The 19,306-nt window shown below is 38.4% G+C and carries 13 protein-coding genes and 2 pseudogenes; 10 read left to right on the top strand and 5 right to left on the bottom strand.

Annotation, left to right across the window (positions count from 1 at the left end; translation table 11 throughout):
* The first annotated feature begins 34 nt into the window (after positions 1–34).
* The 4 genes from RMZ42_RS18500 (at position 35) to RMZ42_RS18515 (ending at position 5,921) form a co-directional block, all read left to right on the top strand.
* A complete protein-coding gene (locus RMZ42_RS18500) occupies positions 35–2,137 on the top strand; it encodes a hydantoinase/oxoprolinase family protein (RefSeq protein WP_322672756.1) in 2,103 nt (700 codons plus the stop codon).
* A 258-nt stretch (positions 2,138–2,395) separates the two neighbouring features.
* A complete protein-coding gene (locus tag RMZ42_RS18505) occupies positions 2,396–3,211 on the top strand; it encodes an RNA methyltransferase (RefSeq protein WP_322672757.1) in 816 nt (271 codons plus the stop codon).
* 117 nt (positions 3,212–3,328) lie between these two features.
* The gene (locus tag RMZ42_RS18510; protein WP_322672758.1) at positions 3,329–4,915 is read left to right on the top strand and encodes a hydantoinase B/oxoprolinase family protein; all 1,587 of its coding nucleotides are present in this window, start codon (positions 3,329–3,331) and stop codon (positions 4,913–4,915) included.
* A gap of 262 nt (positions 4,916–5,177) precedes the next feature.
* The gene (locus RMZ42_RS18515) at positions 5,178–5,921 is read left to right on the top strand and encodes a peptidoglycan-binding domain-containing protein (protein ID WP_322672759.1); all 744 of its coding nucleotides are present in this window, start codon (positions 5,178–5,180) and stop codon (positions 5,919–5,921) included.
* A 346-nt stretch (positions 5,922–6,267) separates the two neighbouring features.
* Here the strand turns inward: RMZ42_RS18515 and cobO are convergent, their stop codons facing one another.
* The 3 genes and pseudogenes from cobO to RMZ42_RS18530 all read right to left on the bottom strand — a co-directional run.
* Positions 6,268–6,945, bottom strand: coding sequence for a cob(I)yrinic acid a,c-diamide adenosyltransferase (gene cobO / locus RMZ42_RS18520; protein ID WP_322672760.1), 678 nt, complete (start codon positions 6,943–6,945; stop codon positions 6,268–6,270).
* Positions 6,946–7,284: 339 nt separating this feature from the next.
* Positions 7,285–7,740 carry a GFA family protein gene (locus RMZ42_RS18525; RefSeq protein ID WP_322672761.1) on the bottom strand — a complete coding sequence of 152 codons (456 nt, stop codon included), beginning with the start codon at positions 7,738–7,740 and terminating at the stop codon, positions 7,285–7,287.
* Positions 7,741–7,890: 150 nt separating this feature from the next.
* Positions 7,891–8,043 (bottom strand): annotated as a pseudogene (locus RMZ42_RS18530) (IS1096 element passenger TnpR family protein); the annotation flags it as partial.
* A gap of 195 nt (positions 8,044–8,238) precedes the next feature.
* Here RMZ42_RS18530 and RMZ42_RS18535 point away from each other — a divergent pair.
* From RMZ42_RS18535 to RMZ42_RS18545, 3 genes are all read left to right on the top strand, one after another.
* Positions 8,239–8,775 carry a nucleotidyltransferase family protein gene (locus tag RMZ42_RS18535; RefSeq protein WP_322672762.1) on the top strand — a complete coding sequence of 179 codons (537 nt, stop codon included), beginning with the start codon at positions 8,239–8,241 and terminating at the stop codon, positions 8,773–8,775.
* Between the two features lie 185 nt (positions 8,776–8,960).
* Positions 8,961–14,387 (top strand): AAA family ATPase, encoded by a 5,427-nt coding sequence (locus RMZ42_RS18540; protein ID WP_322672763.1) that lies wholly within the window; start codon positions 8,961–8,963, stop codon positions 14,385–14,387.
* A gap of 441 nt (positions 14,388–14,828) precedes the next feature.
* Positions 14,829–15,488 carry a nuclear transport factor 2 family protein gene (locus RMZ42_RS18545; RefSeq protein ID WP_322672764.1) on the top strand — a complete coding sequence of 220 codons (660 nt, stop codon included), beginning with the start codon at positions 14,829–14,831 and terminating at the stop codon, positions 15,486–15,488.
* Between the two features lie 147 nt (positions 15,489–15,635).
* Here the strand turns inward: RMZ42_RS18545 and RMZ42_RS18550 are convergent, their stop codons facing one another.
* Complete coding sequence (locus RMZ42_RS18550; protein ID WP_322672765.1) at positions 15,636–16,052, bottom strand: (2Fe-2S) ferredoxin domain-containing protein; 417 nt, start codon at positions 16,050–16,052, stop codon at positions 15,636–15,638.
* Positions 16,053–16,274: 222 nt separating this feature from the next.
* On the opposite strand from RMZ42_RS18550, the gene RMZ42_RS18555 reads away from it, so the two are divergent.
* The 3 genes from RMZ42_RS18555 (at position 16,275) to RMZ42_RS18565 (ending at position 18,051) form a co-directional block, all read left to right on the top strand.
* A complete protein-coding gene (locus RMZ42_RS18555; RefSeq protein ID WP_094350326.1) occupies positions 16,275–16,667 on the top strand; it encodes a carboxymuconolactone decarboxylase family protein in 393 nt (130 codons plus the stop codon).
* Positions 16,668–16,722: 55 nt separating this feature from the next.
* Positions 16,723–17,538, top strand: a complete 816-nt coding sequence (locus RMZ42_RS18560) for an alpha/beta hydrolase (protein ID WP_322672766.1) — start codon at positions 16,723–16,725, stop codon at positions 17,536–17,538.
* A 300-nt stretch (positions 17,539–17,838) separates the two neighbouring features.
* Positions 17,839–18,051, top strand: coding sequence for a hypothetical protein (locus tag RMZ42_RS18565; RefSeq protein WP_322672767.1), 213 nt, complete (start codon positions 17,839–17,841; stop codon positions 18,049–18,051).
* Positions 18,052–18,479: 428 nt separating this feature from the next.
* Here RMZ42_RS18565 and RMZ42_RS18570 read toward each other — a convergent pair.
* Positions 18,480–19,096 (bottom strand): annotated as a pseudogene (locus tag RMZ42_RS18570) (hypothetical protein); the annotation flags it as partial.
* Between the last annotated feature and the right edge of the window lie 210 nt (positions 19,097–19,306).

Below are 19,306 nucleotides of genomic sequence, written 5' to 3' on the forward strand. Positions count from 1 at the left end.
CGTAATTTCTCATGATTCTACAGGAAACAGAGTAATGTTGAAGGTTTTTGCTGACCGAGGTGGTACATTCACAGATATTGTTGCTGTTACTAATAATCAACTAATTATCGATAGACTTTCAAAACATCCCGAACGTTTTTTAATTGTCCCTCTGCCTAATCAGCAATGGATTATCGTCTACAAAATACTTTCAGAAAATCCCGAACAATATCAAGATGCAGCCATCCAAGGTATTCGAGATATCATGGGTATTGCTAGCAACGAACCCATTTCTGCTGAAGCCATAGAAGTGGTAAAAATGGGGACAACAGTAGCAACAAATGCTCTGTTAGAAAGAAAGGGAGACAGGGTTGTTCTTCTGATCACCAAAGGGTTTAAAGATGCGCTGCGAATTGGCTATCAAAACCGTCCTAACATCTTTGCTCGCCAGATAATTTTACCAACGATGCTTTACGAACAGGTGATTGAGATAGATGAACGTTATGATGCTAAAGGGAATGAATTAATATCTATAAATATTGAACAAGTCAAAAGAAACCTACAAGCAATTTACCATACAGGAATTCGGAGTTGTGCTATTGTTTTTATGCACAGCGATCGCTATCCCGAACACGAGCAACAAATAGCCCAGCTTGCCCAAAAAATCGGCTTTACTCAAATATCTGTATCTCATCGAGTTAGTCCCTTAATGAAGTTGGTTAGCCGAGGAGATACAACAGTAGTCGATGCTTATTTAACTCCGATTCTACGTCGCTATGTCAACCAAGTAGCGAATCAGTTACCCACCGTCAAATTAATGTTTATGAAATCTGATGGCGGTTTAGTCGCAGCTGAACAATTTCAAGGCAAAGATAGTATTTTAAGTGGCCCCGCTGGCGGTATTGTTGGCGCAGTTAAAACTAGTAAAAGAGCAGGTTTTGAGTTAGTTATTACCTTTGATATGGGAGGAACAAGTACAGATGTTGCCCACTTTAAAGGAGAGTATGAACGACAACTAGATTCAGAAATTGCTGGGGCGCGGATGCGAGTTCCTGTATTAGCAATTAATACCATTGCTGCTGGTGGTGGTTCAATTCTCTTTTTTGATGGTTCTAGTTATCGTGTCGGCCCTAAATCTGCTGGTTCAAATCCTGGCCCTGCTTGTTATCGGCGTGGCGGGCCATTAGCGGTTACTGATGCCAATGTAATGTTAGGTAAAATTCACCCACAATATTTTCCCTCAGTTTTTGGCATTGATGGTAATTTACCTTTAGATAAAGATATTGTTATTCAAAAATTCACCCAATTAACCCAAGACATTCAAGCCGCTACATTAAATGATTGTACTCCCGAACAAGTAGCCGCAGGATTTATGGCGATCGCAGTGGAAAATATGGCGAATGCAATAAAAAAAATCAGTCTGCAACGCGGTTATGATGTCAGCCAATATGTACTTTGTTGTTTTGGCGGTGCAGGTGGGCAAGTTGCTTGTTTAATTGCCAATACCTTGGGAATGAAAAAAATATTTCTACATCCTTATGCTGGAGTTCTCTCAGCTTACGGAATGGGATTAGCTGATGTGCGGGCAATTAGAGAAGGAGGAGTTGAACAACCTTTAACTCAAGCATTAATCCCTAAATTAGAGCAGTTAATGAGATATTTAGAAACTCAAGCTAGAAGTGAAATAAATGAAACAGATAGTCAATTAGAAGTAATCCGAAAAGCTAACTTAAAATATGAGAGTACTAACTCTATCCTGACCGTTAATTTTGCCAATAAAGTAGTAGTAATGCAGCAAAATTTTGAGGTTGAGCATCAATCACGCTATGGTTTCATTCAATTAGATAAAAACTTAATTGTAGAATCTGCTTCAGTGGAAGTAATTCAAAAAATGGATACTCCCGAAGAACCTTTAATTATTCGTACCCGTTCTCTAGATGAAGCCCCTGTCTCTGTTGAGACAGTCAGGATGTTTACTGCTGATAGATGGCATAATGCTCCTATTTATCGACGGGAAGATTTACAACCAGAAGATAGTATTAATGGCCCTGCAATTATTATCGAAAAAATTAGCACGATTGTAGTTGAACCAAACTGGGAAGCAAGATTAACTGAACGTAATCATTTAATTTTGCAACGTCTTATAGAGATTATATAAAGATTTATGATTTAATTTCATTAACCGAAAATACTAAGTTTCAGTAAATTATTCGGAGATTTTCAATGTTAAATTTTTCTTCTCTTCCTTTGCAAATCCGCCAGCTTTGTCTAGATGAAAGTTAAATACACCTGACTTAGAATAAATATGTGCTAATATCGATCGCAGTGAAGTTGATGTCTGCGGTATAGTTTCCGCAATGTCTCATGCTAATTCAAGTTTTTTATCTAGAGAGCCAAGTAGCTCTGCTGAAGGAGGATGGCTGGTGTTAATAGTTCCAGCCATGAACGGTTAGATGTTGAGGCTACGCTAACCGAAGTTAAAAGGCTCCAATTTGACCGCGCACATCGTAACGCCTCTGGATTATTCTATATCGAAGGTGTGCGTAACTTTGTCAAGGTAATTGACAACGGTTTTGATATTTTAGCGATCGCGTTTAGTGAGAAACTGCTCACAGCACCTTTAGCACGGAAACTAGTTCGGCAATCTCGGCGTTCTGGTATTCCTTGCATCAGCCTTACACCCGAACAGTTTCGACGTATTTCCCAGAGTGAACGTGCTTCTGGAGTTGGTGCAATTGTTCGTCAGCGCTGGTTCAAGCTGCGTGATATCTCGCCACAACCTGATTTGTGCTGGGTGGCTCTTGAAACTGTTCGCTCACCAGGAAACCTCGGAACCTTGATTCGCACATCAGAAGCTGTTGGCGGTGCTGGGTTTATTTTTATCAAAGATAGCATAGATCCCTTTGCTCCCGATGTTATTCGGGCATCTATGGGTTCGCTCTTTAACCAGAAGTTTGTACGCACAAGCTTTTCTGCGCTCCGTCACTGGGTACAGAACCACCACTGTCCTGTTATTGGTGCTTCACCAGATGGGATGTCTGAATTTCATCAGTTTAATTATCCCAATTCTACTCTTCTTTTCCTGGGCGAGGAGCGCCAAGGTCTAACCCCAGAACAGCGAGACTTATGCCAGCATCTTGTTCGGATTCCGATGGTAGGTGCGGTTGACTCCCTCAATCTTGCTGTAGCAGGTAGCCTCTTAATGTATGAGGTTTATAGGTCGAGAACATAATGTGTGAAGTGACACCCAACATCAATCAATTTTTGTGTTGGGTTGCACTTTTCTTAACTCAACTTACATCAGCAAATGTTAAGTAATTCATTGAATTTAAACAAACACGAATTAAAAATGCACAGAACATCTCAACCCGATCCTGTTCGCTTAGAAATCTTTAAAAATCTCTATCAATTTATCGCCGAACAAATGGGAATTGTGTTGCAAAACACTGCTACATCAGTGAATATCAAAGAAAGGCTGGATTTCTCCTGCGCAATTTTTGACTCATCGGGATTATTAGTAGCAAATGCCCCACATATTCCTGTACATTTAGGCTCAATGAGTGAAAGTGTCCGCAGTTTAATTAACGATAAAGGCGACACCCTAAAACCGGGAAATGTTTATCTATCTAATAACCCCTATAACGGCGGAACCCACCTTCCTGATGTCACTGCAATTACCCCTGTTTTTTTGGAAAATAGTGAAAATAATCCATGCCCCATGCCCAATGACCAATGCCCAATGCCTTTATTTTTTGTTGCTTCTCGCGGACATCAAGCAGATATTGGTGGAATTACTCCCGGTTCTATGCCTCCCCACAGTACCACAGTAGAAGAAGAAGGAATTCTCTTTGATAATTTCCTCTTGGTCGAAGAGGGAAATTTTCAAGAAACCACAGTCAGACAGCACCTTGCAAATCATACTTATCCTGCTCGTAACCCTGACCAAAATATCGCTGATTTTAAAGCCCAAATTGCTGCAAATGAACGGGGAGTTCAAGAACTTTGTAAAATGGTTTTACAATACGGAATTGACACTGTTCAAGCTTATATGACATTTGTGCAAGCTAATGCTGAGGAGTCTGTTAGGCGTGCGATCGCAGTTCTCAAGGATGGCTCATTTACTTATAAAATGGATGATGGGGTGCAAATTAAAGTTAAAGTAACCATCTACCCAGAAAACCGTAGTGCTACTATTGATTTTACTGGAACTTCTTGGCAGCTAAATAGTAATTTTAATGCTCCTAAAGCTGTAACTCAAGCAGCAGTTTTATATGTTTTCCGTACTTTAGTTGATGATAATATTCCTCTGAATGCTGGGTGTCTTAATCCTTTAGAAATTATTATCCCAGTTGGCTGTATGCTCAACCCAACCTATCCAGCCGCAGTAGTCGCGGGTAATGTCGAAACTTCTCAAACTATTGTGGATGCTTTATATGGTGCTTTGGGTGTTATGGCTGCTTCTCAAGGAACGATGAATAATTTTACTTTTGGTAATGAGCAATATCAATATTATGAAACTATCTGCGGTGGCTCTGGCGCGGGGATTAATTTTAATGGTACTGATGGTGTTCATTCTCACATGACTAACTCTCGTTTGACCGATCCAGAAGTTTTAGAAACTCGTTATCCTGTACTTTTAGAAAGCTTTAGTCTTCGTCCCGATAGCGGTGGCAAAGGAAAATATTCGGGTGGTAATGGAGTTGTCCGCCGCATTCGATTTCTTGAACCGATGACAGCTAATATTCTCTCTGGCCATCGGGTTGTTTCTCCCTTTGGATTAAATGATGGGGAGGCAGGAAAAGTAGGACGAAACTGGATACAGCGTCAGAATGGAATTGAAGAGAATTTAGACAGCACAGCAACGGTAGAAATGAAAACTGGGGATGTTTTTGTGATAGAAACTCCTGGTGGCGGTGGTTTTGGTAAATGCCAGTGAAGAAGGCAGGAGAGGAGGCAGCACTTCGGCTCCTTTCGACTTCTCTACGAGACGCTACGCTCAAGCAAGTCGTCTTTCTTTTTCACTATCTGTAGTCGCACACGTCTAACGTCTCAAAGAGTTGCAGCTTGTCGTCACACTTTGCTTATCCTTTGGAACGCCTTGCAAACAAGAAATGTTAGATTTGTTTATTTCTACTTACCTAATTTTTGTAAAACAAGATACATTAAATGGTAGTTTAATCGCAAAGGAACCAAAAAGCATGGCCGTTAGTAGCCCTGAAGTCATCCGTCACATATTGATTGGATTGGGATATTTAGCTCCTGAGATTGATCCTAAGCCGGATCTCACTAAATTTGCTCCCTGGAAGCGAAATAACAACTCCTTGACTGACGATCCTACTGAAGAAGCTATTAAAAAGTTTCAGAAACAGTACTCACAAAAACTTGTGGTTAATGGTAATGCTGATGCAGAGACTCGAACTGTCATGGAAGAAACAGTCATCGGGCTTCAAAACAGATTGAAGTTTCATGGTTTTGCAACCAATGCTGAAATCCCTCCAAACAAGCCTTTTTATGGGCCGGCTACTTATACAGCAGTCAAAAAATTTCAGAAATCTCAGGGTTTAACTGAAAATGGTATTGCTACTATTGAACAGCGTCAAATTCTACAGCAATCTAGTCTGACAGATAAGCCCCAGACTCCGCCTCAGTCACAACTAAAGCTGAGAGATTTATGCTTTCAATTCCAAAAGAATCCTCAAAATCCTTCTTACATTGCAGCGTTAAATAACTTACAACAAAATCTACCCAAGGACGTTTTACACAAAGTTACTAACAAATGGAGGGGGACAAACGATCAAAATCCTGAGATTGTCAAGCTGACGAATCTGTTTACTTATTATGATGACAATAATGCAAATCATCGTGATGCACTAAATCACTTACAAAGTCAGATTACCCCAGCCATCTCTCAAGCATTTTTAAGCCTTTGGAATAAGAAGTAACAAATGGGACTGATAGCAGAAGTCTCAATTCAGAATTCAGAATGGGCTACGCCTTGCTGCGCTAACAGAAGCAAAATACGCTTTCTACCTAGATAACAGACTTAGCTTGTGTACCTCATCAACTTGAAATCTGCTTTTTTACATCTGATACCAATTCAAAAAATGTTTACGACAGATAAGCCCACCCACGCTGACGCGCACCCTTTAGTAAGGGCAGGGTTGGTGATATATATTATCTATGTGTTGCATTCTTTTTTCAAATTGGTATGAAATCCGAGAATTAAAAACCAGGTTTCTAATCTCTGCTGAGTAGGAAACCTGTTTTTTAACAATTCTGAATTCTGATTTAATATTCAATTCCCGGTTGTGCTTTTACACCTTGATCGCGGAAAGGGTGCTTAACTAGAGTCATTTCAGTTACTAAGTCAGCACGCTCAATTAAAGCAGGTGGTGCGCCTCTACCTGTGAGAATAACGTGTTTGTTAGCGGGTTTTTGCGCCAAACCTGCTAAAACGTCTTCTACTGGTAAGTAAGCCATTTTGAGGGCGATATTGATTTCGTCTAACAACACTAGATGAAAGTCTGGGTTGCGAATGTATTCTAACGATTTTTCCCAGGCGGCGCTAGCTTTGTCAAGATCGCGATCGCGGTCTTGAGTTTCCCAGGTAAAGCCTTCGCCCATTGCGTGAAATTCTATTTGGTCTTCCCAATAGCTGAAAACCCTTTTTTCGGAAGGTTCCCAGCTACCTTTGATGAATTGGACGATCGCTACTTTATACCCATGACCGAGCGATCGCAACACCATCCCCAAAGCCGCAGTGGTTTTACCCTTACCGTTCCCAGTATTTACAATAATTAATCCTTTTTCTGGTACAGCTTCTGCTATGCGCTTGTCTTGCACTTCTTTGCGTCGCTGCATTTTTTTCCGGTACTGTTCATCAGTCAGAGATGAAGACATTACCTCATCAATTAAGCGCCCAATTTCTTGGTCTGGGTTCAATTCTGGTGGTGTATCGTTTTTCATCAAGCTTGTCTAGAAATAACTGTTAAAAGTGTTGAAAATGAACCAAAATCGCCTTACTTATCCAATTTCATTTACATTACTTGATGGCAAATGTCCAGTAAGTTTTCATGTGAAATATTAATAGTGTATTAGCTTTATCAATGATTTGAGACAAGTGGAACTATATATAATACACAAACTGAACTTATAATTTGAGTTTACTATTACTGTTTTAAATAATTTAATATGTTTATTAAAGCACTTTACCAGTAAAATTTTATTATTATCTTCTTTAGTACAGTGATGAGTTAGATACTTTAAGTATCATAAGTATGATGTCTAATATCATAAGTTATGCATCTATGGATGTTGTTGTTTCCATTTTTCCCATAAAGGCTGTGTATCCTCTGGTTGAGCGTCATAGTTGAGCAATTGGTCTGAAATTATCACCCATGACTGGGCACTGCGTGTCCAAATGTTACCCACTGGGCGTAACCAACTTGTATCATCTAAGGTTCCAGCTTTGACATTGATAGTATTTGAATTGTAAGTCCGTTCATGGAACAATCGCGTTCCGCAGTCGCCACAAAACAGGTTATTTACTTCACGTCCGGTATCATTTTTCCGAGTCCAAGCTTTCGGTTTTCCTTGAATAATTACAACAGTATCTCGTAGTACTGTAAGAGACATACCAAAGGCACTAGACGATTGTTTTTGACACTCCTTACAATGACATAGGTAAAGTGTTAATGGTTCGGCATGAATTTCATAACGAATCTGTCCACATTGACAACCTCCAGTATATGGAAGACTCACAGTTTTTATCTCCTAAGAATTTGTATTGTTTTATTGTAACTAAAACTACTTCAGTATAAAAGCGGATTTTATTAGACACAAATAGAAGACATCTGAACATGAATATATTTTCATTCTCTGCACTTTCCTAAATCCTTTTCATCACTCATCCTAACTCCAATACTGTTGAGGTGCATTTCCGTGAACTTCTAAAATCTTCGGTTTTTGGATTTTGCTATCAAGGGGATTAATTGCTTCTAACTGGACATCAAATTTCCAGTTTTCACCAAAATCATAAAGATAGGTCATTTTACCACCCGGTTCTAGATATAAATCTAAATTCTAAATTCACAATTTAACCTTCTGTGCAACGTGTTTTATTTATACTATTAATACAGAATTTCTCATGATAAACATTGACGTGCCAAGTGTCACAACAGGACTATCAATACCGTAAGTTTAATGAAATGCGAATGATAATATTTTCACCTTCTACTTGACTAATCCCAGGAATTTGATATGAATAGTAACACTCGCCTACAGATGATTTTAGCTGATACACGCATTAATACAGTATTACCTGCGATCGCTCAACTAAATCTACCTAACTGGTGGTTAGCCGGGGGTGCAGTCCGAAACACCGTTTGGTCTTCAATTTTTGGCAATGACTGTGGGTTAGGTATTAAAGATTTTGATATTGCATTCTTTGATATAGAGGGAAACCGTTCCCAAGAACTAGCAGCAAAGGCGATTCTCACAAAACAATTTCCTGATGACGAGTTTGATGTCAAAAATCAAGCCAGTTTTGCTCGTTGGCGGCTTGGTAGCAGACCTTACACTAGTACAGAGGATGGCATCACAAATTGGCTGCACACCGCTACTGCTGTGGGAGTTCGACTAGATACCCAGGGACAATGGCAATTTTTCACACCCTACGGGTTGGATGACCTATTTGGTGGCATTATTCGACCTACGCCAACGCATACTTATAACTTAGATGCCCATAAAAAAGCATCTGGATTTTTACAGAAGTGTCCTTATCTGCGGTTGGCGTAAAGCTTACAGTCAGATTTTAGCCGCTAATTTCCGTGACAAAGAAATAATCGCTTTTTAATTTACAATCTTTGGATACTGAAGCGCAATGTTAATAATTTTCTACGTACTGGGAATAATTAAACTAGAACCCCTTTCACAATAGAACAGGGATGATGCTAATTTTATAACTTTATAGTCAAAAACCAATGCCAAATCGTACTGGATACCAAATTAACTCCACTCTCCACGAAGGAATCCAAACAATTATTTATCAAGCACAAACGCCAAAGGCGCAACAGCGAGTTATCCTCAAGCTGCTTAAAAATGAATATCCGACCCTTGAAGCCTTTACTCGCCTTAAAAATGAGTATCAAATTCAGCAAGGTTTAGACCATCCCAATATAATTAAAGCTATCAGTCTAGAAACTTTTGAAAACCGTGTGGGATTATTGCTAGAAGACTTTGGCGGTCAGTCTTTATCTCAACTGCTCCAAACCAAAAAACTTGACTTAATTAACCATTTAAAAATTGCTATTCAACTGACTAAAGCTTTAGATTATTTGCATAATAATCAGATTATTCATAAAGATATCAAACCTAATAACATCATAATTAACTCCCAGACAGGTATTGTTAAACTCGCTGACTTCGGTATAGCCTCCCGTCTCAATAAGGAAAATCCCCAATTTAATAACCCTAACTGCGTTGAAGGCACACTTGCCTATATGTCTCCCGAACAAACTGGGAGAATGAATCGCATTCTTGATTATCGCACTGACTTTTATTCTCTTGGTGTGACTTTATATGAAATGCTCACTGAGAAAACACCATTTGTTAGCCAAGATCCCTTAGAAGTAGTTTATAGTCACATTGCAGTTCAAGCGAGAAACCCGCAATTATTAAATTCAAAAATTCCTGCCGCCATCTCTAAAATTGTAATGAAGTTGATGGCAAAAAATGCAGAAGACAGATATCAAAGTGCTACAGGATTATTGGCAGATTTAGAATCATGTCTCAAGCAGTTAGAAACAAAAGGAATCATTACTGATTTTGTGCCAGGCCGTTTAGATATATTGAGCCAGTTATTAATTCCTCAAAAATTATATGGTCGTGAAGAACAAGTTAATGAACTTTTAGCTGCATTTGAGCGAGTTTCATCTGGAACTAGTGAAATGATGCTAGTTTCTGGTTATTCTGGGATTGGCAAATCAGTTCTAGTCAATGAAGTTAATAAACCAATTACTCGCAGACAAGGGTACTTTATTTCTGGTAAATTTGACCAGTTAAAACGGAATATACCTTATGCTTCTTTAATTCAAGCCTTTGCTTACTTAATGCGATATTTGCTGACCGAGAATAATGAAAAAATAGAAAGATGGCGTAGTAAAATATTAGCAGCTTTAGGAACAAATGGAAAAGTTATTACTGACGTAATTCCAGAAGTAGAATTAATCATCGGTATACAGCCGGAAGTTGCCCAAATTGGTGCAACAGAATCACAAAATCGTTTCAATCATGTTTTTAAAGAATTTATCCAAGTTTTTACTCAAAAAGAACACCCATTAGTCATATTTTTAGATGATTTACAATGGGCAGATTCAGCTACTTTAAATCTAATTCAACTGATCGTAACTGATACCGATAGCAAATACTTTTTATTTATTGGTGCATATAGAGATAATGAAGTTAATTCAGCGCATCCTTTAATCCAAAAGATAGAAGAGATTAAGAATAGTGGGACGGTTGTTAATAATCTTGTATTACAACCCTTAAATTTAGGCAATGTAACTCAGCTAGTTGCCGAAACTCTTCAAAAATTAGAAGTGAAGCAGGATGAAGAAACAGCAGTCTTTAACCAAGACATTATTAAACTAGCTGAGTTGATTTGTAATAAAACCGGTGGAAATCCATTTTTTATAACACAACTAATTCAAGCACTTCATCAAGAAAAACTGTTAAAATTTGACTTTGCTAATGCTAAATGGCAATGGAGTATAGAAGATATTCAAGCAATTGGAATTACCGATAAGAATGTAGTTGAATTAGTTGCCAGCCGAGTTGAAAAACTACCACGGTTCACCCAAGATGTTTTAAAATTAGCAGCATGTGTGGGTGACAGATTTAGTTTGGATGTTTTATCGATAGTAAATGAAAAATCACCTTCTTTGACAGCAAATGATTTACACTCAGCTTTGCAAGCAGGATTAATTCTGCCTTTAAATGAAGCTTACCGCATCCCTTTAGTTTTTAATCAAGAAGAAGCGGTTAATTTAAATTTCGACACTTCACGGGTGGGTTACAAGTTTTTGCATGACAGAGTACAACAAGCAGCATATTCCTTAATTCCAGAAGAACTTAAGAAATCTACTCACCTGAAAATTGGGCAATTGCTTCTTCAAAATATACCTAAAGAGGAAATAGAAGCTAACATTTTTGATATCGTCAATCAGTTAAATGTAGGTATTGTTAACCTGATAGAGCAATCTGAAAAAACTGAATTGGCACGATTAAATTTAACTGCAGGACGAAAAGCTAAAGCTTCTACAGCTTACGAAGCTGCTCTTAAATACTTCACAAATGGGATAGAACTTTTAAATATAGATGCTTGGCAAACGGAATATACCTTAACTATCGGTTTATATGAAGGAGCCGCAGAGGCAGCCTATCTGGGCGGTGATTTTGAGCAGATGCAAACATGGGCTAAGGTGGTGCAGCAAGAAGCCAAAATTCTTTTAGATAAAGTGAAAGTCTATGAAGTACAGATTATCGCTTCTATCATTCAAAGCAGGCAATTGGAAGCCATTCAAATAGCAGTATCAATTCTGCAATTATTAGGAATAAATTTTCCAGACGAACCGACATCAACTGATATTCAGCAGGGGATGGATGAAATTGCTGTTTCTTTGAAAGGGAAAGCCATTGCAGATTTAATTAATTTACCATTAATGACCGATCCTAACAAGATTGCAGCGATGAGAATCTTAATGGGAGTTCTTCCTGCGGCTTTTCAAACTGCTCCGGCAATGATGCCAATTATTGTCTGTAAAATGGTTAATTTGTCTTTAAGGTATGGAAATACAGCTGTATCTGCTTATGGTTATAGTCTTTATGGATTACTTCTTTGTGGAATTCAAGGAGAAATTGATTCTGGCTATGAATTTGGGAAACTAGCTTCTCACCTAGTGTCACAATTTAATGCTGAAGAACTCAAGGCGAAAATTCTGACGGTTGTTAGTGCCCATGTTATGCATTGGAAAGAGCATGTTAGAGAGACATTAACATCATCAATGTCAGGATATTCTAGTGGTCTGGAGACTGGGGATTTAGAATATGCTGGTTATTGTGGCTATATTTATCCCTATCATTCATTTTGGCTGGGTAAAGAACTTTGGGTTCTAGAAAAAGAACTGATAGCTTATTGTGATTCGCTGAAAAAAATCAATCAACAAGTAGCTTTCACTTGGAACTCAGTGTATTTGCAAACAGTTTTGAACTTGAAAGGAAGTTTTGAAAATGCGGACTGTTTAATTGGAGAAGCCTACAACGAGCAAAGTATGCTGCCAATTCATCAGCAAGTAAATGACCTTTACACAATTAACCATTTATTTGTTAATAAGCTAATGCTCTCTTACATATTTGGAGAGTATTTTAAAGCTGTAGAAAATGCTGCGATCGCAGAAAACTCTTTAGGTGGTGTTACAGGGTTGTTTGTTGTCCCAGTGTTTTATTTCTACGATTCTTTAGCCCACTTGGCAATATATCATACTGCTAAAGAGTCTGAGAAGCAAGCTATTCTAGAAAAAGTTCAAGCTAATCAGCAAAAGATGGAACTCTGGGCTACTCATGCTCCCACCAATCACTTACATAGATTTTATCTCGTAGAGGCAGAACGGTGTCAGGTTTTGGGTCAAAAGCTAGAAGCAATGGACTATTATGAAAACTCGATTGCCAAATCTCAAGCAAACGGTTTTCTCCAAGAAGAAGCTTTAGCCTATGAGTTAGCTGGAAAATTTTATCAATCTCTAGGTAAAGAATTAATTCATCAAACTTATATAACTAAAGCCTATTATGCCTATATTCGTTGGGGTGCGATCGCCAAAGTTAAACACCTAGAATCAAAGTATGTTTTTCTAGTAGGACAAACTACTACCATAGAAAACACTAGTTCAAAACTTGACACAACTCATATTACCACTAACACTACTACCAATAACAGCTTAAGCGATTTTCTAGATTTTAATGCATTCATCAAATTTTCACAAGCGATTACTAATGAAATTGTTTTAGAAAATTTATTGGGTAAGCTAATCCAAATTTTACTAGAAAATGCTGCTGCCCAAAAAGCAGCACTACTCTTACTTAAAGATAATCATTTGTATATTGAAGCTTCTGGAAATGCTACTGATGATGTGGTGACGGTTTTACGTTCTATTCCGGTTGAAACCTATCAAGATTTACCACTGTCTGTGATTAATTACGTTCTCCGAACTCAGCAATATATTGTATTAAATGATGCAATAGTTACAGAGCCTTTTAATTTTGATATCTATATCCAAAAATCTCGAACAAAATCAATCTTTTGTTTGCCGATTATGTACCAATCACAGCTTACTGGTATTATTTATTTAGAAAACCAGTTATCATCAGGGGCTTTTGTTCCAGAAAGGGTAGAGGTATTAAAAGTCTTAGTTTCTCAAATGGCTATTGCAATAGAAAATGCCAGTTTGTACACAAAGGCGCAAGATAAATCTAAAGAGTTAGAACAATCGATAAAAGATTTACAAGAGGCGCAACTACAGCTTATCCAAAGTGAAAAAATGTCTTCTTTGGGTAATTTAGTTGCAGGTGTAGCACACGAAATAAACAATCCCATTGGTTTTATTACAGGTAGTATTGCCCAAGCAAAAGATATTGTTAAAGATTTAATAGACTATCTGCAACTGTACCGAGAAAAATTCCCCAATCCTGGTGCTGAAATTGAAGAAAAAGCTGAAGAGATAGATATAGATTTTCTGCTAAAAGATTTACCAAAAATGATTGATGGTATGACAGTGGGAACACAGCGTATTCGCAATATTAGTACATCTCTTCGTACTTTTTCTCGTGCTGATACTACCTCTAAAGTGTTAGCTAATATCCATGAAGGTATTGATAGTACTTTGATGATTTTACAACATCGTTTAAAAGCCGATCATAATCGTCCAGCAATTAAAATCATTAAAAATTATGCAGATATTCCATCAGTAAAATGCTATTTGGGACAATTGAATCAGGTGTTTATGAATATTATTGCAAATGCAATCGATGCTTTAGAAGAAGCAAATATCGGTCGTGATTTTTTAGAAATTCAAGAAAAGTATCCTAATATTATTACTATTGAGACTTCTCTAGAAGTAGATAATAACAAGGTGGTAATTAAGATTCAAGATAATGCTAAAGGAATGCCTGAAGCAGTTAAAAAATGCATTTTTGAACATTTATTTACCACCAAATGTGTAGGAAAAGGTACGGGATTAGGATTATCCATTAGTCGGCAAATTATAGTTGAAAATCATGGTGGAAATTTGATTTGCGAATCAGTCTTGGGACAAGGAACACAATTTATAATTTCTATTCCAATTTTGGGGGGATAAGGAATTTTTAATAGTTTTCCTTAAATTTCGGTATGGGTGCGGATGCTTTGCAGTATTCTTGATTAAATTAGTTTATATCTGCATTGGCAATTTTGATAAAGTGAATTTCCGATAAATTTACTGTTTCTCAAGAGTGATGGTTGCGTAAGTCCTGTATGTAAGTAGTGACTTTATTACTTAATCAAATCAATACAAAGTTAGTTACAATTAGCACTTGTAACTTATTAATTAACTGTTATAACTAATTGTATACATCAACTCTTGTATATACTAGCTTTATCATTTACTAGAAAAAAGATTTTTAGTAGATATAAAACTCAATTACTAGTGAAGTCTACAAGCATATTAGACAGTTTTGATAGGCTAAAAATATTAGCCCAAACTTTAGTTTGTAGTAAAGTACAAGATGCAAAAATCGTAAATAATTAAGGGAATCATCTTGTGGAAAAAAGAAGAGAAAATGGGGGAATAGTTTCAAAAGCTATTTCGTTCCTGTTAAATCGTATAACTTTAATTGCGCTTGCAGTTATTCTTGTGCTGTTTGTTGGAGGTAAGTTTGAGGTAGCAAGTGCAACTCAACCTAATGCAGAATTAGAAATTCAAAAATTAACATCCTGTTACGCCCTGGGAACTGACGCTATTGGTAGAGGAAATCTCCAAGAAGGAAAAAATATTTATCGGGATTGTTTTACTCAAGATTCAGTCCTTACCGCCATTTTTCCTGATGGGGCAACTCAAACAAATTATGGGACAGATTCTTGGGCAGATTTTGTCTATTCAGTATTTCAAGGAAATGGTTACACGGCTACTCAACACTTGATGGGTACAATAAACATTTCAATTCAAAATAATCAAGCAACGATGACTTCTTATCTCCATGCGACTCACAAACGCTCGGAAACCAGCATTGATGTCGCTAATGGCACTTATGAAGATCAAGTCGTTAACAGAAATGGACGCTGGAAAATTCGTAATCGTACCCTTAAACTCATCGATTTCTTGAATCTCAGTTCGCCAACTACTTCTTCAAACGCTAATGCTCGAAGTACTAATTCTTCAGCTACCTTTGTCAGACCAAATATACCTCGTTTAAAAGAATAATTCTTGAGATTGGAATAACACGAACACGGGTTGGATAAGTATTCTTTACCTCCCTGATGACTGGAAAAAGGGGTGAATTCAAATATTCATCCCCTTTTTTATTTGCCACTTGAGTAAAATATAGTGCAAGATAAACAACTTTTGCAGTCAGTGTTTATTCTGTTTGATATATGAATAGAGAAGTTCGCGATCGCTTGGAGAGTTTATAATTAAGCATGGACTATTTCCGTTGCTTCCATTACTTACAATAACTACAGTAATGCCCATCCGGGGACAAACTCCTAAACAACTGGTGCTAACTACCCGAAAATCACCCCATAATCCCTCAAACTTTAAACGAGATTTCAACCAATTCTCTAAATCTTCGGAAGCGGTTGAGCCTAACCGCTCGTTTGCACATTGCGAACACACAAGCACCAAACCAGATTCCCATCGGGGAGAAACAGTTGAAATAGAAGTTTCTAATCGAGTATTTATTAGAGGTGGTAGTTGCTGAGAATTGGATGCAGACCTCTTGAGGATACGTTTGAGTAATGCTTTAATACGCTGTAGGAATTTTTTCATAGACTACCCCACCTATTTATCTGACAAGATAGTGTAAATTTCCTGTTTAGTCTGTTCTATTAGAACACCCAAGAAATGCTAGTCTATGCCAAGTCGTTTGTAGACGATGTAGAATTTTCACCTATGGACGCCTAGAGGACATGATATTACTATCTTTAATTGCAACTCAGTATTACAATCTAGGGGTTCCCACTCGCTGGGGAAACTATATGGAATCAAAACATGACTAAGCTGATTGAATACGAAGAAGCCAGCGACGAAGTACGTGCAGTGTATGACGACATCCGCGTTACACGTCAGAATGACTACATCAATAACTTTTGGAAAGCCATAGCCAACCATCCTCCCACCCTGCAACGAACGTGGCAAGCGTTGAAGGAAGTGATGGTTAGCCCTGGTGAGATCGATCCACTGATGCGCGAACTGATTTATATTGCTGTGAGTGCAACGAATGGCTGTGAGTATTGCATCGCCTCGCACACAGCGGCAGCACGTGCCAAGGGTATGAATGATACTATGTTTGGGGAACTAATGGCGATCGCAGCTACTGCTAATATGACCAATCGCCTCGCCAATGGCTATCAAATTCCGGTGGACGAGAAATTCAAGACGTAGGAATTTAGCCTTGTCTATCCCTACTTAAAAATAAGGTTTAGCAAAATCATTTACTATGCCCAAGGTTCAGATTAACGGGATTGATTTGTTCTACGACATTAAGGGAACAGGTGAGCCTTTGCTATTAATAGCTGGCTTTCTTTGCGATCATGCTTATTGGTCGCTGATTATGCCATCGCTGGTTTCGCAGTATCAAGTCATTCGCTTGGATAACCGAGGTATGGGGAGAAGTTCTGCTCCCGAAAACCCCTATAGTCTGAAGCAGATGGCTAGTGACGTTGCAGCATTGCTCGATCGCATCGGCATCGATAGGGTGCATTTAGCAGGTCATTCAATGGGTAGTCAGATAGCTCAAGAGCTAGTGTTAGCACACCCTGAAAAGGTAAAAAGTCTGATACTACTTTCATCTTTGGCAAAAGGTGATGCATTATTCAACAGCATCATTGAGACTTGGGGCGAACTTCCTAGCAATGTAGACCTAAAACTTTATGAAAAAGTTATCTTGCCCTGGATATTTACAGATACGTTCTACTCAATTCCTGACACGATCGAAGGTCTGATTGAATTTGCTATCAGATATCCTTTCCCGCCTGCAACTCATTCACTTTATCATCACAGCCAAGCCATCCTTAGTAGTAACACAATAGACCGCCTCCAAGAAATTCATTGTCCTACCTTAGTTCTGGTTGGTAAACAAGATATTCTCACTCCGCTAAAGTTTTCTCAACAACTTGCTCAAGGTATTCCCAATGCTGAACTTGTAGTCATCGAACGCGGGGGTCACGGCTTCTTGATTGAGTCGCCGGATGCTGTAGTTTCAGCCATACTCAATTTTCTGGGGAAGTTGAAGCCAACTTATAGCAATTTTTGATTATTAACAACAGAGGTAAAAGGTTTTTGTTGACGCAGGTCTGGGTTGCCGAGTCGCGCTGGACGTTTTTTATTCATGATGTATCACTAAGAACATCTGGTTTGATGTTCTTAGATGACATCTTCTGCAACCTTTTTGCTTAAGTTGACATCAATGAGTATTGCTCTACCCTTACGAGAAATCTATATAACTCTAGACTGGATTCTGATAGTTTTGCTATAAGCCTTCTGATAGTGTATTTCTCTAAACAAAAAAGTTTAGTCTGGGGATGTTTAGTTATAAAAATGAGAGGTAATAGTTATGCCCAGTGGACATGCTAGCCATAAAGGAACTTCTGATAAACCCAATGTTAATGCCAATGGAGTAATTGATGATGCTGCTGATAAATCATTAAACCCTGATGATCTCCTGTCGGAAGAGCAAACTAACACAGAAGTCCATAGAGTCGAAGAAAGTGTTAAGTTTCCTCCTGCTACCGAACGTCCAGGTGAAAAATCAAATACTAGTACCTGAAGTAACTATAGTACTCATATTTGATTTTTGAAATATGCGTAGTGGCATGGCAAGGCTAAAATATTGCAAAAAAATTGTAGGTTGGGTGGAGCGGAGCGCAACCCAATCTACAAGCGCGGCAAGTTGAATTTATTGGGTTGAATAATTCTGTTAATGATTAGATTTTAGTCTTTGTGAGTTTTTTAAACCCAACATTTTAAGCATGTCACGCTACTACGTCTAACTTTGCCCCGCTACGCTAACACAATTAAAAAACTTAGAGAGATCAAGTTTTTCAGGGTTTACATCTGTTTCATAACTTTAGTAAATTGGTATTACGCTTTGCTAGCGCACCTCATATAATCAATTTCTTTTTTTTGGCGAAGGTATTGAATATACAAAAATCCCCCTTTAACCGGACGGGATAGAGGGGGAGATAGCTAAGGTCAGATGCTGTGACCAATGCCGAAGTTAGTCCGGTACTGGTGACCGGCAACGATAAAGATGACTGCGATCGCTAAATGGTGATGAGCCATATCGGTCAGCCATAGCGATTCAGTCTGGGGATGGAAGCCACCCAAAAAAGTCAGAATAGCCGTCCCTGCGCCTTGAGATGTGCCAAACAAATGCCCTGGCGTATCAGGATTCTGGGCATATACACCCCAGTCACCTCGCCAGAAAGGTGCTAAACCTGCTGGGTGTGGCAAGGTAGTCAGAAAATTATTCCAACCAACGTGTTGACCGCGAGATTCAGGAATGGCAACGTGAATAAGATGCCCAGCCCAAGCCAGAGAGCTAACACCAAACAAACCTGCCAAGTGGTGATTTAGGCGAGGTTCAGCACTCTTGAACCAAGCCAAGCTACGTGAAACAATAGACTAGATGCCCACAGAAATATGATTGCCACGTGACCGAAGTGAGTAGCGAAAATCTTTTGGTAAAGATTTTCCTCGGTCATGCCATCATGGCTTTCAAAATCATTTCCCGTAGCGATCGCTTACCAGATCCGACGTGTAGTCGGGTCTTGTGCGAGATCCTGGTTAAATTTAGGATATTTTGTGGCCATGCAATTTAATTACATCTCCTTAAACGCTAATCCCAGTTGCGAGTTATAGCGAGCCAGCAACTTTTTACAATTGAATCAGCACCCTTTCAGCCTTGAATTGGAGGTCAATCTAAATAGCAAAAGCTGATGAGTATTGAGGATAAAACAGGTTTAATTCTTAGCTCGACTTTATCCATTTTTGGCTACGGGTCATCACAAATGTAGGCGATC

It is taken from the genome of Nostoc sp. DedQUE05, from assembly GCF_034530955.1.
Lineage (GTDB): Bacteria > Cyanobacteriota > Cyanobacteriia > Cyanobacteriales > Nostocaceae > Nostoc.